Here is a 23,226-nt window from a genome sequence, read left to right as displayed (position 1 = left end):
CCATCACCCCAACGTCACAAAACTATCCATAACCCGCTTCCGCCCGGCACTCTCGAAATCGATCTCCAGCTTGTTCCCCTCGATCTCCGCGATCGATCCGTACCCGAACTTCTGGTGAAACACGCGCATCCCCACGGACAGATCGTCGCGCCCCTTGTTCCCGATACTCACCGCGCTCGCCCGCGCCTCCACCACCCGCGAAGGCTCCCGCGTAAACGTCCGGCTGGTGAACCCGCCACCATTCGGCGCAACCCCCGCCGCCCGCTGCCAGCCCGGCCCGCGCCCCGTCCCCCGCGCCACATCCGCAAAGGGATCGGCGCGTTCGGACCAGTTGGCGCGCCACAGGCTTTCGCCGCCGCTCATCGAATTTTCCTGCTCGATATGCGCCTCGGGCAGCTCGTTGACGAAGCGGCTCGGGATGCTCGACGTCCATTGGCCGTAGATGCGGCGATTGGCGGCGTGGAGGATGATCGCGCGGCGCCGGGCGCGGGTGATCGCGACATAAGCGAGGCGGCGTTCCTCCTCCAGTGAGGCGATGCCGCCCTCGTCGAGCGATCGCTGCGACGGGAACAGGCCTTCCTCCCAGCCGACCAGGAAGACGGTGTCATATTCCAGGCCCTTGGCGGCGTGGATCGTCATGATCGTCACCCGCGCCTCGCCGGCCTGCGCCTCGTTATCCATCACCAGGCTGACATGCTCGAGGAAGGCGCCGAGGTTTTCGTACTCCTCCATCGCGCGGACGAGCTCGGTCAGGTTCTCCAGACGCCCGGCGGCCTCGGCCGATTTCTCGTTCTGCCACAAGGCGGTGTAGCCGCTCTCGTCGAGGATCTGCCGCGCAAGCTCGGGATGGGGGATCTCACCCGCCATACCGCGCCAGCGCGCCATGTCGCCGACCAGATTGCCCAGCGCGCGGCGCGCGGCGCCAGTCAGCTCGTCGGTGTCGAGGATGCGCGCGGCGGCCACGGTCAGCGGCACGCCCTCGGCGCGGGCGAGCTGGTGGACCTTCTGCACCGCCTTGTCGCCAAGACCCCGCTTCGGCGTGTTGACGATGCGTTCGAAGGCGAGGTCGTCCGCCGGCTGCGCAACGACGCGCAGATAGGCGATCGCGTCGCGGATCTCGAGCCGCTCGTAGAAGCGCTGCCCGCCGAGGATCTTGTGCGCCAGGCCGATGGTGATGAAGCGTTCCTCGAACTCGCGCGTCTGGTGCTGCGCGCGGACCAGGATGGCGATGTCATCGAGGCTCTTGCCCGCCCGCTGGCAGCTCTCGATCTCCTCGCCGACGCGGCGCGCTTCCTCCGGGCCGTCCCACACGCCGAGGACCTTGACCTTCTCGCCCTCGCTCGCATCGGTCCATAACGACTTGCCGAGCCGACCGCTGTTATTGGCAATCACGCCCGATGCGGCGGCCAGGATGTGCGGGGTGGAGCGGTAATTCTGCTCGAGCCGGATCACCTTGGCGCCGGGGAAGTCCTTTTCGAACTTCAGGATATTTTCCACCTGCGCGCCGCGCCACGAATAGATCGACTGGTCGTCGTCGCCGACGCAGCACAGATTCTTGCTCTCCTGCGCGAGCAGGCGCAGCCAGAGATACTGGACGCTGTTGGTGTCCTGATATTCGTCCACCATGATATATTTGAAGCGGCGCTGGTAATCGGCGAGCACGCTGCGGTCGCGCTTCAGGATGGTCAGCATGTGCAGCAGCAGGTCGCCGAAATCGCAGGCATTGAGCGCCTTCAGCCGGGCCTGGTACTGCGCATACATCTCCCGCCCGCGGCCATTGGCGTAGAGCTCGCTTTCGCCGGCATCCACATCGGACGGGGTCAGGCCCTTGTTCTTCCACTGGTCGATCAGCCCGGCGAGCTGGCGCGCGGGCCAGCGTTTCTCGTCGAGATCGGCGGCGAGGATGAGCTGCTTCAGCACGCGCAGCTGATCGTCGGTGTCGAGGATGGTGAAATTGCTCTGCAGCCCGACCAGCTCGGCATGGCGGCGCAGCATCTTCGCCGCGATCGCATGGAAGGTGCCGAGCCAGGGCATGCCCTCCACCACATCGCCGACCAGTCGCCCGACCCGCTCGCGCATCTCGCGCGCGGCCTTGTTGGTGAAGGTGACCGACAGGATCTCCGACGGCCAGGCTTTCTTCGTGAAGAGCAGATGGGCCAGCCGCGCAGTGAGTGCGGCGGTCTTGCCCGTGCCGGCGCCGGCCAGGACGAGCACCGGGCCCTCGGTGGTGAGCACGGCCTCGCGCTGCGGGGCGTTGAGGCCGGCCAGATAGGGCGGGTCCTGGGGGGAAGGCGCGGGGAGACTCATCAGTGAACAGGTAGGGAACGCGGCGGTTCGGGGCAAGCGCGTGTTGGAGTTGGGGGCGCCTTCTTCTCCCTCTCCCACCGGGAGAGGGAGGGAGCCGCCAAAGGCGGCGGAAGGGTGAGGGTGACGGGATGATGCGGCTCAAGCTCGCCCTCACCCTCCCGTCGCTTCGCTCCTCCAGTGTCGGGTGAACAGCGCCCCGCGCTGTTCAGGTCATGCCGGGGCATGACCGACCCGACACTCTCTCCCGCTGGGAGAGGGACAGTCTTCACGCCGTCATTTTCATTCGGCTACAAAGCACCAGCATCCGGAGTCGCATCATCATGATTTCACGCCGAAACCTGCTCGGAGGAATGGCCGCCGCAGCGATCCTGCCCGCGGGATCGCTCCGTGCCGCGGCGCAAGCGGGGCCGGCCCTGACCATCTCCATCGCGCTGGACGCAGGGCGGGTGCTCGTCGCGTGCAGCCTGGCGGGGCAGGGACCCTTTTTCTTCGCCATGGACACCGGCGGCGTGGTGAGCCTGATCCGGGACGATCTCGCCCGGCGGCTGGGGCTGAAGAAAAGGATCAGCGCCAATCTCGCTATCGGCGGCGTAAGCCGGTCCTATCCGATCTATGAGGGCCGCGACTTCATCATCGGCGGGAGCCTGCACGACAAGGACGTCGCGCTGGCGGGAACGGAGCGGGTGAGCTTCGGCGACGACGTCTCGGGGTCGCTCGCGGCGGGGGCGATGACGGCCTTCGACAGCGAGCTCGACTTCGGCAAGGGCGAGTGGCGGATCTATCGCGACGGCATCCAGGACCGGACCGGCTATGTCCGGCTCGCCTCCGAAATCCGGCATTACAATCTGGCCAACGGATCCGCCTATATCTTCGCCGACGCGACCCTCGACGGAAAGACCTATCGCTTCCTGCTCGACACCGGCGCGCCGGTTGCCGCGAGGCTCTATGGGCCTGCCTCGCGCAGGAGCGGGTTGTGGGACGATGCCAGGCCCTGGGTGCCGCTCCCGGCACGCGGGGATCATGAGAGCCGCCTCGTCCGCGCCGGAAGCCTGCAGATCGGCGATACGCGGTTCGATGCGCCGCTGGTCGTGGTCGAGAGTGGGTCGGTCGGCCGCACCGAGATCGCTGACGGCTATATCGGCCTGCCCTTGCTGCGCCGGCTCAACCTGGCGAGCGACGTGAAGACGGGGATCATGTGGGTCCAGCCCAACCGCCTGCCGCCCGTTCCGGACCTTTATGCCATGTCCGGCATCTGGATCGACCGGAAGGGGGATGGCGTGGTGGTGGGGCAGGTCGGCCGCGGCAGCCCGGGCGAGCACGCGGGCGTGCAGGTCGGCGATGAGATCGTCGGCGAGCGGTTCGGGCCGCTGATCGGTAAACTCGGCGGGCGGCAGGGCGGCGACGCGCCGGTGCCGCTGTCGCTCCGGCGTGGCGGGCGGGTGTTGCAGGTGACGGTCAAGCCGGCACCCTATCTCTGAGGCTGGATATCTCCGGGACTGGCGAAAGCCGACCAAAGCTATAGCGGAATCGCACGCCCGGCACTAAATGCGGCGCGAACGGCGGACAAGGGCGGGCGGAGAGCCGACGGTCCCGAGTCGATCCGCCCTGTCATCAACCTGTCACATAAGCGCGCAAAGCGGTTCCACTATGGCAACGATAGTTTCAGCGCTCCCCGAGTCGGCGGAGCGCCCGTCCAGCGGGCCCCGGCTCGATCATTCGATGCACCCGGCAGGGCGCTGGCTGTTCCTCGCCGTGCTCCTGGGCGGGCTGGCCTATGCCGGGTTCAGCATCTTCACCGATACCGCGCAGGTCGGCGAGCAGATGGCGACCAGCGTGTTCCTGTTCCTCGGCCTCGCGCTGATGATCGCGCTCGGCTTCGAGTTCGTGAACGGCTTTCACGACACCGCCAATGCCGTCGCGACGGTGATCTACACCAATTCCATGCCGGCGCATGTCGCGGTGGTGTGGTCGGGTTTCTTCAATTTCCTCGGCGTGATGTTCTCGAGCGGGGCCGTGGCCTATTCGATCATCACTCTGTTGCCGGTCGATCTCATCCTGCATGTCGGCAGCAATGCGGGCTTCGCGATGATCTTCGCGCTGCTGCTCGCCGCGGTGATCTGGAACCTCGCCACCTGGTATGTCGGGCTGCCCAATTCCTCCAGCCACGCGCTGATCGGGTCGATCCTGGGCGTGGGTTTCGCCAACCAGTTGCTCTCGGCAAGCAAGGGCGGCACGTCGGGCGTCGACTGGAGCCAAGCCTACAAGATCCTGACCGGTCTCTGGATGGCGCCGCTGATCGGCTTCTTCGCCGCGATGGCGCTGCTGTTCGTGATGCGGATGGTGCTGCGCAACCCCAAGCTCTACCGCGAGCCGGAGGCCAATGCGCCGCCGCCACGGGGCATCCGCGCGCTGCTGATCGCGACCTGCACGGCCGTCTCCTTCGCGCATGGCGGGAATGACGGGCAGAAGGGCATGGGGCTGATCATGCTCATCCTGATCGGCTGCGCGCCGACCGCCTATGCGCTCAACCGCACCATGCCCGAAAGCGCGACGCCGGCCTTTGTCGCCAGCGCAACCAGCGCGGCCTCGGCATTCAGCACCCATTCCGCGGGCGCCGCCAGCAACGATGTCGGCGTGGCGCGCGATACCCTGACCCGGGCGCTCCAGACCAAGCAGGCGGCGAGCCCGCAGGTCTATGCCGCGGTCGACACGCTGTCGCGCGACGTGAGCCAGCGGATCAGCGGCTTCGGGTCGCTCGACAAGGTGCCGGCGGCGGCGACGCCGAACCTGCGCAACGACATGTATCTGGTGCTCGACACCACGCGGCTGGTGACCAAGGATCCGGCGGCGGCGAAGACCTTCTCCGAACCCGAGCTGAAGTCGATCGGCGGCTATCAGAAGCATCTCGAAGAGGGCACGCGCTTCATTCCGCTCTGGGTGAAGATCACCGTCGCGCTGGCGCTTGGCCTGGGCACGATGGTCGGCTGGAAGCGGATCGTCGTCACGGTCGGCGAGCGGATCGGCAAGACGCATCTCACCTATGGCATGGGCGCTTCGGCCGAGCTGGTCGCGGCGGGCACGATCTTCGCGGCCGAGCATTACGGCCTGCCGGTGTCGACCACGCATATCCTGACGAGCGGCGTGGCCGGCTCCTCGGTGGCGAACGGCGCGGGCCTGCGCGCACGGACGATCGGCAGCATGGCGCTGGCCTGGGTGATGACCCTGCCGGCGGCGATGCTGCTGGCGGGCGGGCTGTACTGGCTGATGCTGACCCTGCTGGATGCCTTCGCGACGCGGTGAGGGGGCCCTCTTCCCTAAATCTCCCAGCGGGAGAGGGAAGGGAGGAGCGAAGCGACGGAAAGGGTGAGGGCGACCGTCGCTCATCCTGATCACCCTCACCCTCCCACTCGGCTGCGCCGAGCGGGCCCCTCCCTCTCCCGTTGGGAGAGGTGTGAAAGGGAAAGGGAATAGTTTCTTGACCGAAAGGATCGCCCGCGCGAACCAGCGGGGATGACCTCGCTCCCCATGACCGCGCACAAGCGCGTGCTGCTCGCCAGCCTGATCGGCACCTCGGTCGAGTTCTACGATTTCTACATTTACGCGACCGCCGCCGCTTTGGTGTTCGGGCCGCTGTTCTTCCCGGCGGAGGACCAGGGCGCCCAATTGCTGCTGTCCTATGCCAGCTTCGGCCTCGCCTTCATCGCCCGTCCCGTCGGCGCCGCGATCTTCGGCCATTTCGGCGATCGCATCGGACGCAAATCCACGCTCGTCGCCTCGCTGATGCTGATGGGCGGATCGACCGTCGCGATCGCGTTCCTGCCGACCTATGCCCAGATCGGCTGGATCGCTCCGCTGATCCTGTGCATCCTGCGCTTCGGCCAGGGGCTCGGGCTGGGCGGCGAATGGGGCGGGGCATCGCTGCTCGCGGTGGAGAACGCGCCGCCGGGCTGGCGCAACCGTTACGGCATGTTCCCGCCGCTCGGCGCGCCGGTGGGCTTTATCGCGGCGAACGGCTTCTTCCTGATCCTCGGCGCCACGCTCACCGATGCGCAGTTTCGGGAGTGGGGCTGGCGGCTGCCCTTCCTCGCCAGCGCGGTGCTGGTCGCGCTCGGGCTATGGGTGCGGTTGAAGCTGACCGAGACGCCGGCCTTCCTGGAGGCGGCGAAGGAGGAGAAGCTCCCCAAGGTGCCGATCGTCACGCTGTTCCGCGATCATCTCCGCCCGACCTTGGCCGGTATCTTCGGCGTAGTGGCGTGTTTCGCGCTCTTCTACCTCGCGACCGCCTTTGCGCTTGGCTACGGCACGACGACGCTCGGCCATAACCGTCAGGCCTTCCTTGCGGTCGAGCTGGCGGCGATCCTGTTCCTCGCTTTGGGCGTGATCGTGGCGAGCGTGCTGGCGGATCGGCACAGCGCGATGGCGATACTGCGCTGGGGTTTTGCCGGCGCCGCGGTGGCGGGGCTGCTGATGGGGCCGATGCTCGGCGCCGCGTCGCTCTTCATCGTATTCCTGTGGCTTGCCTTCGCGCTGTTCGTGATGGGCTTTGCTTACGGCCCGCTCGGCGGCTGGCTGCCCGAATTGTTTCCGGCCGAGGTGCGCTATACGGGCGTGTCGATGACCTTCAATGTCGGCGGCATCCTCGGCGGCGCGCTGGGGCCGATCGCCGCGTCCTGGCTCGCGGCCAAGGGCGGGCTCGGGCTGGTCGGGGTGTATCTGATGGTGGCCGGCCTGCTCAGCTTCGGCGGGCTGGCGCTGCTGCGCAAGCCGCGCTGACGATTCAAACTCTCCGACGCGGGCGCTAGACCCGTGGATGCGCGTGCCGCGAGGGCCTCAAGTAAAGCCGGAAGAAATTCCGATACCCCTCGCGTAATTCGGCAAGTCATCTGCCCGAAACGCTGTTGGAGGGAGTTGAATACTCGTCACTATGCCGTGCAGAGCCGCCTCGAACAGCGAAAGGCCTCGTGGCAAGGTCGCGCGCAGCCGCCAAATATCGCTCGATTTTCGTCCCCTCCTAAGTGGGTCGCATAATTCCGTCATTATTTGCGGGTGCGCCCGCTGCGCCCAACACGAATACGGACAGCGCCCCGCAGACTGTGGCGGAATATTAGGCGGTACGCCGCAGCAGGGTGATCCTCATCTTGCCATGCGTTCGTTCGGCGTCCGCCGTGAAGCCTTCGACCTCGACCGTCTCGGTCTTGGCGGTCTCGATGCTGATCCAGGTCGCGTCGCTCACCCAGCCGAGCCGGTTGAGCCGGTCGAGCGCGACCATGCCGGCGCCAGTGCCGTAAGGCGGGTCCATCAGGATCACGTCGAGCGGCTGGGTGGCGGGCGGCAGGGCCAGCACCGATTGCGCGCGGACGTCCGCCTTGGTGCCCAGCTTGGCGATGTTCGCCTTGAGCGCGTCGATCGCCGCACGGTCCTGCTCGACGAAGATGCACGAGCCCGCGCCGCGCGACAGGGCCTCGAGCCCGAGCGCACCCGATCCGGCGAACAGATCGGCGACCGCCAGCCCCTCGAAGCTGCCGAGGCGGCTGGTGAGCATCGAGAACAGCGCTTCGCGCGTGCGATCGGCGGTGGGGCGGGTGGCGTCGCCCTTGGGGGCGACGATGGCGCGGCCGCGCCACAGGCCGGAGATGATACGCATGACTTATTTCCGGGTGCGGGGTTTGGGTTTGGGCTTGGCCCAGCCGGCCTTGGGACGGGGTTTGCCGGCGGGCTTGCCAGCGGGCTTGGCGGCGCGGGCGTCCGACGGGACCTCGTCGCGCGGCGGGCGCGGCGGCTTGGCGCGGACGTTGCGGCCGAGCTCCGGGTTGAATACCCGGGCCGGGCGGGTCTCGCCCGGAGGCACGGCCTTGCCGCCGCCCTTCGGCTTGGCGTCGTAGAAGCGCTTGGGCTTCACCCCTGCGGGCGAGGCTGCCGGGCGCGCGGCGCGTTCCTCGGCCGGGCGGCTGTCGCGCGGCGACCAGGTGGAAGGCTTGTCGCCATCGCGCGGCGCGCGGCGGGCCGGACGGACGTCGAAGGCGGCACGATCGGCCTTTGCGGCATCGTCGCGGGTGATGCGGGCCGGGCGCACATCGCGCTTCGGCGCGGCCGGCGCGGGACGCGCGTCGCGGGCGGCGGCCGGGCGCTCGCCATGGCGGGGCGCGCGCGGGTTCTGGGGGCCAAGCCGGACGGGCGACGGCGCCGGTGCGTGGCGCTTCAGCTCGGGCGGCGAATTGTCCGGGGTGATGTTCTTGGTCGGGTTCTTGCGGAAGGCGATGACGTCGACCTGGCGCACTTCGCCGACCTCGCCCACCGGCAGGTCTCCCAGCACGAACGGGCCGTAGCGGGTACGGATCAGGCGCGAGACGCGCAAGCCCAGATATTCGAGCACGCGGCGGACTTCGCGGTTCTTGCCCTCGGTCAGGATCATCTCGATCCAGACGTTCGCGCCGGTGCGGCGTTCGAGATTGGCGTTGATCGAGCCGTAGCGCACGCCTTCGATCTCGACGCCGTGGATCAGCTCCTCGAGCTGGGCCTGGGTGACGGCGCCATAGGCCCGGGCGCGGTAAGCACGCTCGACGCCGGTCGCGGGCAGTTCGAGCTGGCGTTTCAGCTCGCCGTCGGTGGTGAGCAGCAGCAGCCCCTCGGTGTTGAGATCGAGCCGGCCGACGGGGACGAGGCGGGGCAAGTCCTTCGGCAGCTTGTCGTAGATGGTCGGCCGGCCGGCGGGATCGCGCTCGGTGACGAGCAGGCCGCTCGGCTTGTGATAGAGATAGAGGCGCGCGGGCGCGGCGGCCTGGACGGGTTCGCCGTCGACCGTCACGCCGTGGAGCGAGGTGAGGATGGTTGCCGGCGTATCGATGACGGTGCCGTTGAGCGCGACGCGCCCTTCGGCGATCATGCGTTCGACTTCGCGGCGCGAGGCGACGCCGGCGCGGGCGAGCAGCTTGGCGATCCGCTGCTGCTCCTTGGATTCTCTGAAAATGGACACGGACGCGCTGATACCGCTTTTCTTCGCGACGACATGAAAAAAATGTTGCGCCCGATCCCGAAGCCGCGCGTTAAGGGACGGGTGCGTAACAAGGTCGGGGGAAGTTGCTTCCAGCGGCCCAGTAAAAAGGCGGATACCGGACGATGTTGTTCGGCAAGAAGAAACGACGCATTTGCAGGTTGTTGATCGTCGAGGACGAGCCTCTCGTCGCGTTCGATACGGAGCATTTCCTGCGCGAGGCGGAATTCGAGATCGTCGCGACGGTCGACCGCGTCGCCACGGCGGTGGAAGTGATTCGCACCGCGGAGGATATCGACCTGGTGCTGGTCGATATCAGCCTGGCCGATGGCAGCGGGCTCGATGTGGCGCACGAGGCGCATGGCGCCGGCATCCCGGTGCTGTTCGTGACCGGTGCTTGCCCGGAAGGCGCGCGCGACGTCGCAGCGGGATGCCTGTCGAAACCCTATGCGCAACGCGATCTGCTGGCGGCGATCGCCGCGATCGAAGCCGTGATCGAGGGCAAGAAGCCCAAAAAGCTGCCGAACGGGTTCAGCCTGTTCGAAAAGGCGGCTTGATTCAAATCTCCCTCTCCCCGTGAGACAGGGGCATCATGAGGGAGAAGGGATCAGAGGCGCGCTTCGACCTGGTCGTGGAAAGCCCTGATTCCGGTCTCCAGCGTTCCGAGTGTCACCCGATCGATCGCGCCCGAGGCAAGCCCCTCCTGACCAAGTGCGGCCGCCCGGAAATCCTCCGCCGCGAAGACGCCGCCGTCGAGCAGATTCCAGCTCTTCTCCCAATGCGCCAACGCCTTTTCGGTCGTCGGCGCCTCGGGGATCAGCATGAAGTCCTCGACCAGCACCCGGCCCTCGGACTGGGGCATCAACACCATCAGGTTCATGTAATCCGGGCTGACGATCAGCACGGTGCCCGGGAACATCTGATAGGTATAGGTGATCGCCGAGCGAAGTGTCGGCCAGTCCTCGGCCGAGCAGGCGGCGAGCGCGGCTTCGCGGCCGACGGCGGAGCGCTGGTGCGGGCCGATATGGTCGCCGGTGGAGACGCCGTCCTTGAAGAAGGGGCCGATCGTCTCCGCGTGGAGCCGCTGGACGTGATAGCTCTCCAGGAACGCGTCCATGATCAGCTTCCAGTTCGCCGCCACGTCATGCGTGCGGCGGCGGAAGAGATGCTGGCCGGAGAGATCGAACGCGTCGAAATCATGGCCGAGCGCTTCGGCTTCCGCGAAATCGGCATGTTCGTCGAACGCGAACCAGATCAGGCCGCCCGCCTCGCGCGTGGGCAGGCGCTTCAGACCGAAGCCGCTCTTGTCGAGGCCGGGGAAGCTGTCCGGACGCGGCAGGCCGGCGAGTGCGCCGTCGAGCGTGTAGCTCCAGGCATGATAGGGACAGATCAGGCGCGGCGCGCAGACCGGTTCGCTGCCTTCGACCAGGCGGGTGCCGCGATGCTGGCAGACATTGAGGAAGACCTGCGCCTTGCCCGACTTGTCGCGGGCGATGAGCAGGGGCTTGCCGAAGCCGTCATGCGGCACGGCCATGTTGTTCTGCGGCAGCAGGGCCGAGGGCGCGATGACCAGCGGTGCCTTGGCAAAGATACGCGCCTGTTCAGCGGCATGGCGTTCGGGCGCGGTATAGGCGCGCGCATCGACATGCGTGATACCGAGCTTCGGCCGGGTGCCGCCGGCGGCAAGCTGCGCGGCGAGCGCGAGCTGGCCCTGGGTCGGCACGGTAATCTTCGCGGGCGCGTTCATCTCGCCTTCCTCTCCCGATTTTTGACGCTAGTGTCTGCGCGATAAGGCCGGGGAGCAAGAGCGGGATGAGCGAGCTGGAAATCGAGCGGCCGGGCGGCTGGATGGATGGCGTCAGGCCCTATTTCGAGAAGGCCCCGCTGGCGGCGCTGGCGCTCGGCATTTCCTCGGGCTTTCCCTATGCGATGATCGGCGCCACGCTCACGACGCGTCTCGCTCAGGATGGCATCGACAAGAAGACGGTGACGGCGTTCAGCCTGGCCTTCCTGGTCTACAACCTCAAATGGATCTGGGCCTGGGCAGTCGATGGCGTGAAGCTGCCGATCATCGGGCGGCTGGGGCAGCGCGTATCGTGGCTGCTCCTCGCCGGCGTGCTGGTGATGGCAGCGGTCGCCAATCTCGCGCTGATCGATCCCAAGGCGGACATCATGGCGGCGGCGATCGCCGCGATCCTGGTGGGCGCCGCGGGCGCGACCTTCGACATCGTGATCGACGCCTATCGCATCGAGATCCTCGAACCGCGCCAGCTCGGTGTCGGATCGGGCATGTCGCAATATGGCTGGCGGATCGGATCGGCCGGTGCCGGCGCGCTGGCGCTGGTGATTGCCGCGCGGGGCGGCTGGGAATGGGCTTATCTCGCCTGCGCGATGCTGGCACTGCCGGCGATGCTGGCGGGGCTGATCGTCGGCGAGCCGGCGCGACACCGCGAGATCGCGGTACGGCGCGGCATCGGCGCCATGCTCACCTCGATCTGGGGACCGTTCGCGCAATTCTTCACCCGCGAAGGCGCAGCGATCGTGCTGGCGTTCATCCTGATCCACAAGGTCGGCGATACGCTCGCCAACCTGACCTTCCGTCTGTTGTTCGACGACCTGAAGTTCACCAATGACGAGATCGCCTTCTACGATGTCGGCATCGGCTTCTGGGCCTATCTGATCGGCATCTTCGTCGGCGGCGTGCTCTATGCGAAGATGGGCATGAAGCGGTCGGTGCTGCTGTCGCTGGTGCTGATGGCGGTGTCGAACCTCAGCTTTGCCGGGCTCGCCGCGGCGGGGCATTCCAACTGGGGCATGGCGGGCGCGATCGGCTTCGAGAATTTCGCGAGCGGTTTCGGCGGCGTCGCGGTGGTGGCCTATTTCTCGGCGCTGACCGACCTGCGTTTCACCGCCGCGCAATATGCGCTGATCTCGGCGGCGGCGAGCATCGTCGGGCGGTTCGTGACTGGCACCACGGCGGGCGGGCTGATCGAGACCTTCGGCTATGTGAACTTCTACCTGCTCACCACATTGATCGCCTTGCCCGGCGTGTTCCTGTTCTGGTGGATGATCCGGTCGGGGTTGGTCGACCGGTCGATCGGCAGTGCCGGCGGGGGCGACGAACCGCCGGTGCCCGGCGCGGGTCCCGTCGTTGCGGGGGCATCGGAGCCGCCCGCAGCATGATCATCTATCTCGCGATCTTGGCGATCCAGGTGATGCTGGTGATCGACGTCATCCGCAACGGGCGCAACCAGCTTTGGATCATGGCGCTGATGTTCCTGCCTGGGCCCAGCACGATCGCCTATCTGGTGATCGAGGTCTATCCGCGGCTGCAGGGCAATCGCCACGTCCGCACCGCGCGGGCCAAGGCAGTGGCGGCGCTCGACCCGGAGCGCGAGGTGCGGGCGGCGCGCGATGCGCTCGACCTGGCCGATACCGCTGCCAACCGCATTCGGCTGGCGGACGCGCTGGCGGCGCTGGGCCGGTATGGCGAGGCGCTGCCGCTGCTGCGCGAGGCGATCGAGCGCGGACCGGTCGATATGCGTACTGGCGAGAAGCTGGCGCGGGCGCTGTTCGAAACCGGTGATCCGGCCGAGGCATTGACGGTGCTCGACGCAAACGATCCGGCGAGCGCGCAGAGCGACCGCGATCGCCAGGGGCTGCTCCGCGCGCGCATCCTGGAGGCGCTCGGGCGCAAGGAGGAGGCGCTGGCGCTCTATGCCGACCTCGTCACCCGCCTGCCGGGCGAGGAAGGGCGGTGCCGCTACGCCGCGCTGCTGCTCGACCAGGGCTGGGAGAAAAAGGCGCGGACCGTGCTGGAGGAAGTCGAGGCGCGGATGAAGCGGCTCGACCGGCAGCAGCGCGCGGCCGAGGCCGACATGTATCGCTGGGCGATGGACCGGTTGGGGGAATTGCGCGCGGCGCGCTGAACCTCAGATCAGCTTGCGCAGCGACAGGGTCGCGGCCCGGCCGAGCGGGTTGAGATAGCCGGGCTGATAGGGGATCGGCACCGCGCCCGTGCCGTCGCGCACGTCGATATGACCATCGAAGACATTGGTGACGTCGAGCGTGACGCGCATGCTCTTCGCCCATGCCTGATCGTCGAGGCCGGACAGATTGCCGAGATCGGCGAAGAGGCGGGCGTTGAGCGTAGCGAGATCGCTGAAGCGCAGGTCGCCGGCGGGGTCGTCGCCGACCACGCGCGTGCCGCTCTTCCATTGGCCCTCCAGGCCCAGCCCGATCCCGGCGCGCGAAGCGCGGACATTGAGGATGAGTTCATGGCGTGGTTGCCCGCCGCTCGCGACGATCGCATTGCCGGCCAGCAGGTCGAGCTTGGGCAAGCCCAGGCGAAGCTGGACATCGTCGCGCAGGCGCCAGACCTGCGACAGGTCGACCACGATATTGGCCTTGTCGCCCTTCCTGGCCGATGTCAGGCCCATGGCGTTGGTCGTGGCCGCAGCGGCGGCGGCGGGCGGCCAGGAGAAGGACAGGGTCGTATTCCATTCCGACCGGTCGGCGCGATCGATATTGAGCGGCCGGCTATCGATCGAAAGCAGGGTGCCGTCCGCATTCCGCACGAAGCGTTCGGGAAAGGCCTGCTCGATCGCCGGCGTGGCCGCCGGCAATGCATAGACCGGATCGTGCAGCGTGCTTTCGACATAATTGGCGCTGATGCGGAGGCTGTTGTCGGCAAAGGGCGTCAGCGTGACGCCGGCGGTGAGGCTGTGCTTGCGATTCTCCGCGAGATCGGGATTGCCGCCCGCGATCGCGGTGACCAGTACCGAGGTGCCCGTGCGATAGTCGAACACCGGCACGTTCGGGATGCGAATGGTCGGGCTGACCAGCTGGTCGATCGGCGGTGCGCCCTCCTCGTCGTTGATGGCGAGCGAGAATTGAACCGCCGATAGCGGGCTCCAATTGCCGCCATAGCCGATCGATTTGAGCACGCCATAGTGCGAGATGCGGGTCGCCGAGGCAGTGATATTGGCGATGAGACTGCCGGCCCAGGGAAGGAAATCGGCGCGGCGGCTGGTCAGCGGCAGGAGCAGGCGAAAAATGCCGATCTCCGTGTCCTGCGCGCGTTCCGTCCGGAAAACGGTGTCGGCCTGGATGCTGGTCGCATCGGCACGGTTGGCGATGCCGGACAGGTTGATCATCGCGAAGATGTCGCCAGCGGGCAGCTTGGCGACCGGGCCGTTGAGCATTGCGTTGGCGGTGACGATATCGCTGGTGGAGTCGCCGCGATCGGAGAGCCGCGTGCCGAGCAGGCCGATGGGCAGCGGCCCGAACGGATCGATCGACGGATCGCCGGCGAGGATCGCCGCCTGGAGCGGGCGGATGTCCACGCCGCGCTCGACGATGCTGTGCGACTGGTTGCGATCGTAGCGCGCGATCGCGTTCCAGTGCCATTTGCCGAACGCGCCGTCGGCGGCGAGGCCGAGGCTGGCCGCGACGGTACGGCTGGCCTGCCGAAGCGGGCGCGCCTCTCCGAGATAGCGGTAGAGGGTCACGTCCTCGCCGAGCGTGGAGAAGGGATTGCTGGCCGGTATGGCGAGCGCCGCCACTGCCGGGCCTTGAAACGAGTGGTTCCAGGAGGCCGACAATGTGGTGGTCAACGACAAGGCGGTGCCGCCCACGTCGCCGGCAATGTTGCCGTTGAAGCCGAGAGTCTCGGTCGCGCCGCGTAGCGTGCGAGTCGATGCGAGATCCACATCGGGGCCATCGGCCGTGCCGACCAGTGTGCCGCTCGTGTCGATCAGGGTGCCAATGCCGGTGTAGGGCGGGCGGGTGGGAGGCTCCACGGCGCGTTGGCTTTCAAACAACGCGTCCGCACCCTTGTAGCTGAGGCCGAGACCGACTCGTCGCTCCTCGTCGATCCGCGAATAGACCAGAGAAGCTTCGCGCGAGCCGCCGCCGCCCCGGGTAGCGGTGGCGGCGACCAGATTGGCCTTGAGCGAACGGAATTTCTTGAGGACGAGGAAATTCACCACACGCCGGTTCGGCGGAAAGCCCAGCCGCAGCGCCTTTTCCTCGGAATAGATCTCCGTCCGCCGCAGCGCCTCGGGCGGAAGCGTGGCGATTTCCGCCGGGCCCGATACCTGCTTGCCGTTGATGAGGACGATGGGCGGTTCGCCGCCCGCGGCCGACCGGGTCAGCGGCGCGAGCGCGGCGAGGAGGTCGCCGACGGAATCCGCGCCATAGGTGCCGATATCGGCCGCATCGAGCACCGCGATCGGCGCGACATCGGGCTCGCGTTCGCCCGTCACGACGACATCGGCGGGCATCTTCGCCTGCGGGGCGGAGTCGGGTGGCGTCGGGGGCTGCTCAAGCGTCTGCGCCCCGGCGCCCGAGGCCAGCCCCGACGCGAGCAATGTCAAGCCGCAGCAGAGCGCCGCGCGATGGGATGTTCCGAACCCGAGCAGATCGCGCACCTGTCACCCTTTGAAAGCCGGGTCTCGTCACGAACCCCCTTTCAGCGAGGACGCAGGCCGTCCGGAAATCCACACTGGCCGATACTTCACACCGTGATGGGGCGCCCCGCATCGGCAAAGGCGGCGGCAAGGACGGTCGCGCTGGCCAGCACGCCGTCGATACGGCGGATGCCGAGCAGGTCGGCGAGCAGCAGCCGCGCCGTCTCAGGCGCTGTCTCGGCGCGGGCGAGAACGGTCAGCACCGCGCTTTCCGCAGCGGTCATGCGCATGCAGCAGCAGGGCGCGATCGAGATGGGGCCGTTCGCGGTGGTCGCCAGATCGGCCATCAGCGCACGCATCAGCACGAGCGGGCGGCGAAAGCCTTCGCCGAAACCGTTGAGCATGGCGTGCGCGGCATGCGCATCGGCCAGGCCATGCGCGCCGATCCGCCGGATCGCGAACAGCGCGAGCCGCCCATTGGGGCAAGTCGGCATGGCGTGCGGCAACATCTGGGTAGGGGCCGGGACTGGGGTGACCGTCATGATACGCGACTCCGTCTGCTGGGTCAGCAGCGTCGCGTTTCGGTTATTGCAAGTCAATAGCAATAAGGATCAGGTCGGCGCTTCGTCATTTGCGGCAAGCACAACGCCGGCGAGATAGAGTGAACCGAGGATCAGGACGATCGGCGGTTCGGCCGGATCGGCGGCGGCAGTGATGTCGGCGAGCGCGGTCGGCACATCGGTGGCGGTGTTCGCGATCATGCCGAAGCCGCGGGCGATGGCGACCAACGCCTCGGGCGTATGATGCTCATGGTTGGGCACCGGAACTGCGTGAAGCGTCGTGGCAAGGTCGACGAAGGGTGCGAGCAGACCGCCGGGATCCTTGTTGGACAACATGCCGAGGATGAGGTGGACTTCGCTGCGGCCGATGCCGGGAAAGGCGATCTGGCGGAGCGTCGCGGCGACCATGGCGGCGGCGGCTGGGTTGTGGCCGCCGTCGAGCCAGAGCTCGCTCCCCGGAGGGAGCAGCTCTGCCAGCGGACCGGTGCCGAGGCGTTGCATGCGCGCGGGCCAGCGGGTCGCCTCGGCGGCGATGCGATAGGCCTCGGGCGGAATGACCAGGGGCGTCTGGTGGCGGAGCATCGCGATGGCGAGGGCGAGATTCTCGGGCTGATGGGGCCCGGCGAGGTTAGGCAGCGGGGTTTCGATGCGGCCCGCGGCATCACGGTAGCCGAGCTTGCCGTCGTCCGCGGCGAAGAACCAGTCGTCGCCCGCCGCCGATACGGGCGCTCGGGCAGCGCGCGCGACCGTTTCGACGCGCTGGGCGATGGGAATGGGGTAGCGCATGGTGACCAACGGCACGCCGGGCTTGGCGATGCCGGCCTTCTCGCCGGCGATCTCCTCAGCGGTGTCGCCGAGGAAGCTTTGATGATCGACCCCGAGCTGGGCGATGCCGGTGACGAGCGGGCGGGCGATGACGTTGGTCGCGTCGAGCCGGCCGCCCAGGCCGACCTCGACGATGCAGGCATCGGCCGGCGTGCGCGAGAAGGCGAGGAAGGCGGCGGCGGTGGTGACTTCGAAGAAGCTCGCGCCGATATCGCCTGCGATATCCAGTACTTCTTTCAGGAGGGCGGCGAGGGCGTCGTCCTCGATCAGCGTGCCGGCAATGCGGATCCGCTCGTTGAAGCGAACGAGATGGGGGCTGGTATAGACATGGACCGTCAGGCCGGCCGCTTCGATTGTCGAGCGGAGGAAGGCGCAGGTCGAGCCCTTGCCGTTGGTGCCCGCGACATGGAGCACCGGCGGGAGGCTGTCCTGCGGGTTGCCGAGGCGATCGAGCAGCTCGGTGATGCGCTCCAGGCCGAGGATGTCGGCGCCAGGGGAGAGCGACCAGAGGCGGTCGAGCTGGTGCTGGACCGCGGGGGAGGTGGAGGTGGCGGAGTCGAGCATTCTAAAACTTCCTCCCCTCCCGCTTGCGGGAGGGGCTGGGGGTGGGCATCCGCTGTCCGCTGGCGGCGCGCTTACTGAAGCCGGGCGCCCGCGCCTCGGTCCCCTCCCGCAAGCGGGAGGGGAGGAAGGAGGTCACGCCGCCTTCTTCGCGCACAGATAATCGATCAGGCTGGCGAGCGTGGCGCGCAGGTCGCGCCGGTGCTTCACCATGTCGAGCATGCCGTGCTCGAGCAGATATTCAGCACGCTGGAAGCCCTCGGGGAGCTTTTCGCGGATGGTCTGTTCGATCACGCGCTGGCCGGCGAAGCCGATCAGCGCGCCGGGCTCGGCGATCTGCACGTCGCCGAGCATCGCGTAGCTGGCGGTGACGCCGCCGGTGGTCGGGTCGGTCAGCACGACGACATAGGGCAGGCCGGCATCGTGCAGCATCTGGATCGCGACCGTCGCGCGGGGCATCTGCATCAGGCTGAGGATGCCCTCCTGCATGCGCGCGCCGCCGGCGGCGGTGAAGATGATGTACGGGCAATTGTCCTCGATCGCGTTCTCGACGCCGCGCACGAACGCCTCGCCGACCGCCAGGCCCATCGAGCCGCCCATGAAGGCGAAATCCTGCACGCCGACCACGGCCTTGCGGCCCTCGATCGTGCCGCGCGCGTTGATCAGCGCATCGCCTTCCGACGTTGCAAGTCGGGCGGCCTTGATGCGATCGACATAGCGCTTGGTATCGCGGAACTTGAGCGGATCGTCCTGCACCCGGGGCAGCGGGATGATCGTGTAGCTGCCGGCGTCGAAGACATATTGGAAGCGCAGGACCGGCCCAATACGCTCGTGATGCTGGCAGTTCGGGCAGACATGGAGGTTGTCCTCCAGCTCCTTCACGAAGACCATCTGCCCGCATCCCTTGCACTTGTGCCAGAGATTGTCGGGCGAATCCTTCTTGGGAACGACGAACGACAGTGCGTTCCGGACGCTGGTGAGCCAGCTCATAGTGTTTCCTTTCGGGCCGCGGCGATCGCCGTGGACAGGGAACGGATATAGGCCTCGACGGGCGCGCTTGCACCATCGCCGTGCTGGCCGACCAGCTCGACGATCGCCGAGCCGACCACGACGCCGTCGGCGACGCGGGCGATGGCGGCCGCCTGATCCGGCGTACGGATGCCGAATCCGACCGCGACGGGGATGTCGGTTGCCGCCTTGAGGCGCGCGACGGCGCTCTCGATCGAATCCTGCGCTGCCTGTTGCAGGCCGGTGATGCCGGCGACCGAGACATAATAGAGGAAGCCGCTTGCCCCATCGAGCACCCTGGGCAGGCGCGCCACGTCGGTGGTCGGGGTGGCGAGGCGGATCAGGTCGATGCCGGCGGCGCGCAGGTTCGGGCCGAGCTCGTCATCCTCCTCGGGCGGCAGGTCGACGCAGATGACGCCGTCGACGCCCGCATCGCGCGCGGCGTTGGCGAACCAGTCGGCACCACGGCGGAGCATCGGGTTGGCATAGCCCATCAGCACGACCGGCACGCCAGGATGGCGTTCGCGAAAGGCCTTGGCGATGGCGAGGATGTCGGCGGTGGTGGTGCCGGCGGCGAGGCTGCGCAGATTGGCGGCCTGGATCGCGGGGCCGTCAGCCATCGGATCGGTGAAGGGCATGCCCAGCTCGATCACGTCGGCGCCGCCGGCGACCAGCGCATCGAGTATCGCGCCGCTGGTCCAGGGTGCCGGATCGCCGGCGGTGACGAAGGTGACGAGCGCAGCGCGACGCTGTTCGCGGGCGCGGTCGAAGGCAGCGGAGAGGCGAGTCATCGTGCGGAGCGCCATTGGCTGAAGAGTTGGGAGAGAATGCCGACCAGGGCGCCCATTTCGACGGCTTCAAGCCCCCGGGGCAGCGGCAGGCGCCAATCGGAAAGGGCGAGGCCATATTGGTTCAGCTCGCGCACGATGAGCGCAGCCGCGGCACCCACCACGGCACCGGTCAGCAGGTTCGGGATGTTCATATCTCGACCCCCAGCGCCTCGGCGACGGTGAAGATGTCCTTGTCGCCGCGGCCGCACAGATTGCACAGGATGATTTGCTCGCGATCCATCTCGCGCGCGACGCGGGCAACGGCGGCGATGGCGTGGCTCGGCTCGAGCGCGGGGATGATGCCCTCAGTGCGGCAGAGCAGCTGGAAGGCGTCGAGCGCCTCGGTGTCGGTCGCGCTGGTATATTGCACGCGGCCGATCGAGTGGAGCCATGAATGCTCCGGGCCGATGCCGGGATAGTCGAGGCCTGCCGAGATCGAATGCGCCTCGGCGATCTGGCCGTCCTCATCCTGAAGCAGATAGGTCTTGTTGCCGTGGAGCACGCCGGGCGACCCGCCGGCAAGGCTCGCGGCATGCTGTTTGTCGAGGCCGTGGCCGGCCGCTTCCACGCCGAGCATCGCGACATCGGCGTCATCGAGGAACGGGTGGAACAGGCCGATCGCATTCGATCCGCCGCCGATCGCCGCGACGAGCAGGTCGGGCAGGCGATCGATGCGGCTCAGCATCTGCGCGCGCGCTTCCTTGCCGATCACGCTCTGGAAGTCGCGGACCAGCTCGGGATAGGGATGCGGGCCGGCGGCGGTGCCGATGATGTAGAAGGTGTCGTGGACGTTCGCGACCCAGTCGCGCAGGCCCTCGTTCATCGCGTCCTTCAGCGTCATCGCGCCGGAGGTGACCGGGCGAACTTCGGCGCCGAGCAGCTTCATGCGGAACACGTTCGGCTGCTGCCGCTCGATATCGCGCGCGCCCATATAGATGACGCAGGGCAGGCCGAAGCGCGCGCAGACCGTGGCGGTGGCGACGCCGTGCTGGCCGGCGCCGGTCTCGGCGATGATGCGGGTCTTGCCCATGCGCATGGCGAGCAGGATCTGACCGACGCAATTGTTGATCTTGTGCGCGCCGGTGTGGTTCAGTTCGTCGCGCTTGAACCAGACTTGGGCACCCTTGCCCTCGGGCGCGCTTTCGCGGAGCGTCTCGGTCAGCCGCTCGGCGTAATAGAGCGGGCTGGGGCGGCCGACATAATGTTCGAGCAGATCCTCGAACTCGGCGGTGAAGGCGGGATCGGCCTTGGCGGCGCGATAGGCCTGATCCAGCTCGAGGATCAGCGGCATCAGCGTCTCGGCGACGTAGCGGCCGCCGAATTCGCCGAAATGCCCGCGTTCGTCGGGCTGGGCGCGGAAGGAATTGGGGACGTTCATGGTGCGGGCGCTTTAGCACCTCGGATGAGCGTGTCGAGTTGAGTAAAACTCTTCGCCGGCGAAGCCCGGCCGCGTCAGAGGGTTTTGACGGTATCGAGGAAGGCGGCGATCTTCGTCACGTCCTTGATGCCGGGCGCGGATTCCACGCCTGAGGATACGTCGACCATCGTCGCGCCGGTCACCGCCACGGCTTCCTCGAGATTGAGCGGGTCGAGCCCGCCGGACAGCGCCCAGGGGAGGGGGTGGCGGAAACCCTGGAGCAGGGTCCAGTCGAAGCGCACGCCCATGCCGCCGGGCAGGGTTGCGCCGGGCGGGGTCTTGGCGTCGTAGAGAATGCGGTCGGCGGCGCCCGCATAGGTCGCAGCGGCGGCGAGATCGGCGCGGGTCTTGACCGCGACGGCCGCCCAGATGGCGAGGCCGGTGCGCGCCTTGATCGCCGCGGCGCGAATGGGGCTGGTATTGTGGAGCTGCAGCGCCTGGAGTTGGCCGGCGCCGATCGAGGCTTCGAGCAACATATCGTCGGGATCGACGAACACGCCGACGCGGGTGACATGGCCGGGCACGCGCGCGGCGAGCTGCGCAGCGCGTTCGCGGCTGAGAGTGCGCGGCGAGGGCGGGAAGAAGACGAAGCCGACATGGCTCGCACCGCCGCGGATTGCGACATCGAGGGTTTCGGGCGTCGAAAGGCCGCAGATCTTGGCGGTGACGGGCATGGCGCTGCCATAGGCGTCAGGCGAGGGGCTTGACCAGTACCGTCATGTAGAGTGGGGGCTCGACCAGTACCGGGAAGTCGCGCCGCTCCACTGTGCGGTGGTATCCGCGGCGTTCGTAATAGGCGATCAGCTCTGCCCGGTTTTCGATGACGGTCATCTCCATCGTCGAGGCGCCGAAAATGTCCCGGGCGAGCGTTTCCGCCGCCACGATCAGCTGCTTGCCGAGGCCGGCTGCCTGAAGCACGGGCTCGATGCAGAGCAGGCCGAGATAGGCGAGGCCGTCGCCGCGATCGGTGACCTCGACGCAGCCGATCGGCGTGTCGCCGTCGAGCGCGATCAGCAGGCGTTCGGCCGGGTTGGCCAGAGCGGCCTGGAGCGTGGCGAGCTCAGTGCGCGTTCCGTCGAGCAGATCGGCCTCATGCGTCCAGCCGGCTCGGGCCGTGTCGCCGCGATAGGCGCGCTCGATCACGGGATGCAGGCGCGGGAGATCGTCCGGCACGGCAAGGCGAATCACGGGATCGGACATGGCTTAAAGCGTCGCGCCGATCTCGCGCGCGGCGGTGTCGGGATCTTCGGCCTGAGTGATCGGGCGGCCGACCACCAGGATCGAAGCGCCGGCATCGAGCGCCTGGCGCGGCGTCACAACACGCTTCTGGTCGCCGGCAGCGCCATTGGCGGGGCGGACGCCGGGAACGACGAAGAAGCCCTTGGGCCACAACGCCTTGGCTGCTGCCACTTCAGCGCCGGAGCAGACCACGCCATCGACGCCAGCCTTCATCGCCAACTCGGTCAGGCGCAGCACCTGATCGTGCGGATCGTCCGGGCAGCCGATCGAGGCGAGATCGCGCGCGTCGAGGCTGGTGAGCGTGGTGACCGCGACGACCTTGGTCCCGGTCGGCGCGGCGGCCTTGGCATCCTCGAGCATTGAACGGCCGCCGGCGGCATGCACCGTCAGTATCGCCGGCTCGAGCGGGCGCAACGCCATGATCGCCTTGGCGACGGTGTTGGGGATGTCGTGGAATTTCAGGTCGAGGAAGATCGGCAGGCCGAGTTCGGCCATCTCGCGCACGCCGGCGCGACCGTTGGCCATGAAGAATTCGAGGCCGAGCTTGATGCCGCCGACATGGTGATGGACGCGCTGGGCGATCGCCTTGGCGCGTTCGAGATCAGGCGTGTCGAGCGCGACAAAAATGCGGCTGGTCATGCGCCCCCCGGCGGAACGGCAGTGGGCACGGCCGCAGGCGGGATGACCGGCGCATCGGGCTCGAGCGAGGCGGGCGCGGCCGGGGCGAGCACGCCGCGCAGATCGGCGAGAGTGCGTTCCGAGGTGGCCAGCCGGTTGCGCAGCCGCCAGCGGATCGCGTTGTAATAGAGCATGGTCGGCACCAGGCCGATCAGGAAGGTGACGAACAGCAGCAGCGGCAGGTTCACCTCGGCGATCAGGCCGCCCCATAGCTTGATCGGCACCGTGGTCCAGTTGCCCAGCGTGAACACCGCGGCAACGAAGGCGAGCAGGCACCAGAACAGGATCTTCAGGAACTGCATCGAGCGCTGTGGCCTCCAAAATTGCCCATATAGGGTAATTCTTACGTCTCCGGTGCCGCTTTGACCAGCCTAGCCCCCAAGTTCGTCATGCCGGACTT

Annotated in this window: 21 protein-coding genes; 6 read left to right on the top strand and 15 right to left on the bottom strand. The window is 67.7% G+C overall.

The window, feature by feature from the left end; all coding sequences use genetic code 11:
• Positions 1 to 3 precede the first annotated feature (3 nt).
• Positions 4 to 2,307 (bottom strand): ATP-dependent helicase, encoded by a 2,304-nt coding sequence (locus WC729_RS07620; protein ID WP_372851237.1) that lies wholly within the window; start codon positions 2,305 to 2,307, stop codon positions 4 to 6.
• Positions 2,308 to 2,627: 320 nt separating this feature from the next.
• Between WC729_RS07620 and WC729_RS07615 the strand changes: the two genes are divergently transcribed.
• The 3 genes from WC729_RS07615 (at position 2,628) to WC729_RS07605 (ending at position 7,080) form a co-directional block, all read left to right on the top strand.
• The gene (locus tag WC729_RS07615; RefSeq protein ID WP_372851235.1) at positions 2,628 to 3,785 is read left to right on the top strand and encodes a hypothetical protein; all 1,158 of its coding nucleotides are present in this window, start codon (positions 2,628 to 2,630) and stop codon (positions 3,783 to 3,785) included.
• Positions 3,786 to 3,954: 169 nt separating this feature from the next.
• Positions 3,955 to 5,607: an inorganic phosphate transporter gene (locus tag WC729_RS07610; RefSeq protein ID WP_372851233.1), complete on the top strand. Its 1,653-nt coding sequence runs from the start codon at positions 3,955 to 3,957 to the stop codon at positions 5,605 to 5,607.
• Between the two features lie 210 nt (positions 5,608 to 5,817).
• Entirely contained in the window at positions 5,818 to 7,080 is a 1,263-nt protein-coding gene (locus tag WC729_RS07605; protein ID WP_372851231.1) for an MFS transporter, read from the top strand.
• A gap of 331 nt (positions 7,081 to 7,411) precedes the next feature.
• Here WC729_RS07605 and rsmD read toward each other — a convergent pair whose 3' ends face one another.
• Together rsmD and WC729_RS07595 are read right to left on the bottom strand one after the other, a co-directional pair.
• The gene (gene rsmD / locus WC729_RS07600; protein ID WP_372851229.1) at positions 7,412 to 7,951 is read right to left on the bottom strand and encodes a 16S rRNA (guanine(966)-N(2))-methyltransferase RsmD; all 540 of its coding nucleotides are present in this window, start codon (positions 7,949 to 7,951) and stop codon (positions 7,412 to 7,414) included.
• A gap of 3 nt (positions 7,952 to 7,954) precedes the next feature.
• The gene (locus tag WC729_RS07595; protein ID WP_372851227.1) at positions 7,955 to 9,280 is read right to left on the bottom strand and encodes a pseudouridine synthase; all 1,326 of its coding nucleotides are present in this window, start codon (positions 9,278 to 9,280) and stop codon (positions 7,955 to 7,957) included.
• Between the two features lie 143 nt (positions 9,281 to 9,423).
• Here WC729_RS07595 and WC729_RS07590 point away from each other — a divergent pair, with 143 nt between their 5' ends.
• The gene (locus WC729_RS07590; protein ID WP_372851225.1) at positions 9,424 to 9,855 is read left to right on the top strand and encodes a response regulator; all 432 of its coding nucleotides are present in this window, start codon (positions 9,424 to 9,426) and stop codon (positions 9,853 to 9,855) included.
• 50 nt (positions 9,856 to 9,905) lie between these two features.
• Here WC729_RS07590 and WC729_RS07585 read toward each other — a convergent pair whose 3' ends face one another.
• Positions 9,906 to 11,045, bottom strand: coding sequence for an aromatic ring-hydroxylating dioxygenase subunit alpha (locus tag WC729_RS07585; RefSeq protein WP_372851223.1), 1,140 nt, complete (start codon positions 11,043 to 11,045; stop codon positions 9,906 to 9,908).
• A 65-nt stretch (positions 11,046 to 11,110) separates the two neighbouring features.
• On the opposite strand from WC729_RS07585, the gene WC729_RS07580 reads away from it, so the two are divergent.
• Positions 11,111 to 12,481 carry an MFS transporter gene (locus tag WC729_RS07580; RefSeq protein ID WP_372851221.1) on the top strand — a complete coding sequence of 457 codons (1,371 nt, stop codon included), beginning with the start codon at positions 11,111 to 11,113 and terminating at the stop codon, positions 12,479 to 12,481.
• Positions 12,478 to 13,227: a tetratricopeptide repeat protein gene (locus WC729_RS07575; protein WP_372851219.1), complete on the top strand. Its 750-nt coding sequence runs from the start codon at positions 12,478 to 12,480 to the stop codon at positions 13,225 to 13,227. The genes WC729_RS07580 and WC729_RS07575 overlap by 4 nt, the downstream gene beginning before the upstream one ends.
• 3 nt (positions 13,228 to 13,230) lie before the next feature.
• On the opposite strand, the gene WC729_RS07570 is transcribed toward WC729_RS07575, so the two are convergent.
• The 11 genes from WC729_RS07570 to WC729_RS07520 form a co-directional block, all read right to left on the bottom strand.
• Positions 13,231 to 15,675, bottom strand: coding sequence for a hypothetical protein (locus WC729_RS07570; protein WP_372851217.1), 2,445 nt, complete (start codon positions 15,673 to 15,675; stop codon positions 13,231 to 13,233).
• A gap of 140 nt (positions 15,676 to 15,815) precedes the next feature.
• Entirely contained in the window at positions 15,816 to 16,250 is a 435-nt protein-coding gene (locus WC729_RS07565; protein WP_372851215.1) for a DUF6628 family protein, read from the bottom strand.
• Between the two features lie 69 nt (positions 16,251 to 16,319).
• A complete protein-coding gene (locus WC729_RS07560) occupies positions 16,320 to 17,657 on the bottom strand; it encodes a folylpolyglutamate synthase/dihydrofolate synthase family protein (protein WP_372851213.1) in 1,338 nt (445 codons plus the stop codon).
• A 132-nt stretch (positions 17,658 to 17,789) separates the two neighbouring features.
• Positions 17,790 to 18,644: an acetyl-CoA carboxylase, carboxyltransferase subunit beta gene (gene accD, locus WC729_RS07555; protein ID WP_372851211.1), complete on the bottom strand. Its 855-nt coding sequence runs from the start codon at positions 18,642 to 18,644 to the stop codon at positions 17,790 to 17,792.
• On the bottom strand, positions 18,641 to 19,453 hold the full coding sequence (gene trpA, locus WC729_RS07550) for a tryptophan synthase subunit alpha (RefSeq protein ID WP_372851209.1): 813 nt from the start codon (positions 19,451 to 19,453) through the stop codon (positions 18,641 to 18,643). The genes accD and trpA overlap by 4 nt, the downstream gene beginning before the upstream one ends.
• On the bottom strand, positions 19,450 to 19,644 hold the full coding sequence (locus tag WC729_RS07545) for a hypothetical protein (protein WP_372851207.1): 195 nt from the start codon (positions 19,642 to 19,644) through the stop codon (positions 19,450 to 19,452). The genes trpA and WC729_RS07545 overlap by 4 nt, the downstream gene beginning before the upstream one ends.
• Complete coding sequence (trpB, locus tag WC729_RS07540; RefSeq protein ID WP_372851205.1) at positions 19,641 to 20,870, bottom strand: tryptophan synthase subunit beta; 1,230 nt, start codon at positions 20,868 to 20,870, stop codon at positions 19,641 to 19,643. The genes WC729_RS07545 and trpB overlap by 4 nt, the downstream gene beginning before the upstream one ends.
• 74 nt (positions 20,871 to 20,944) lie before the next feature.
• Positions 20,945 to 21,583, bottom strand: coding sequence for a phosphoribosylanthranilate isomerase (locus WC729_RS07535; RefSeq protein WP_372851203.1), 639 nt, complete (start codon positions 21,581 to 21,583; stop codon positions 20,945 to 20,947).
• Between the two features lie 16 nt (positions 21,584 to 21,599).
• Positions 21,600 to 22,109 carry a GNAT family N-acetyltransferase gene (locus tag WC729_RS07530; RefSeq protein WP_372851201.1) on the bottom strand — a complete coding sequence of 170 codons (510 nt, stop codon included), beginning with the start codon at positions 22,107 to 22,109 and terminating at the stop codon, positions 21,600 to 21,602.
• Between the two features lie 3 nt (positions 22,110 to 22,112).
• Entirely contained in the window at positions 22,113 to 22,787 is a 675-nt protein-coding gene (pyrF, locus tag WC729_RS07525; protein WP_372851198.1) for an orotidine-5'-phosphate decarboxylase, read from the bottom strand.
• The gene (locus WC729_RS07520) at positions 22,784 to 23,128 is read right to left on the bottom strand and encodes a hypothetical protein (protein WP_372851196.1); all 345 of its coding nucleotides are present in this window, start codon (positions 23,126 to 23,128) and stop codon (positions 22,784 to 22,786) included. Before WC729_RS07520 ends, pyrF begins: the two co-directional genes overlap by 4 nt.
• Between the last annotated feature and the right edge of the window lie 98 nt (positions 23,129 to 23,226).

The sequence above is a fragment of the Sphingomonas sp. genome (assembly GCF_041661825.1).
Lineage (GTDB): Bacteria > Pseudomonadota > Alphaproteobacteria > Sphingomonadales > Sphingomonadaceae > Sphingomonas.
The sequence above is the reverse complement of the archived record's forward strand: the minus strand, read 5'-3'. Positions and strand labels throughout refer to the sequence as shown.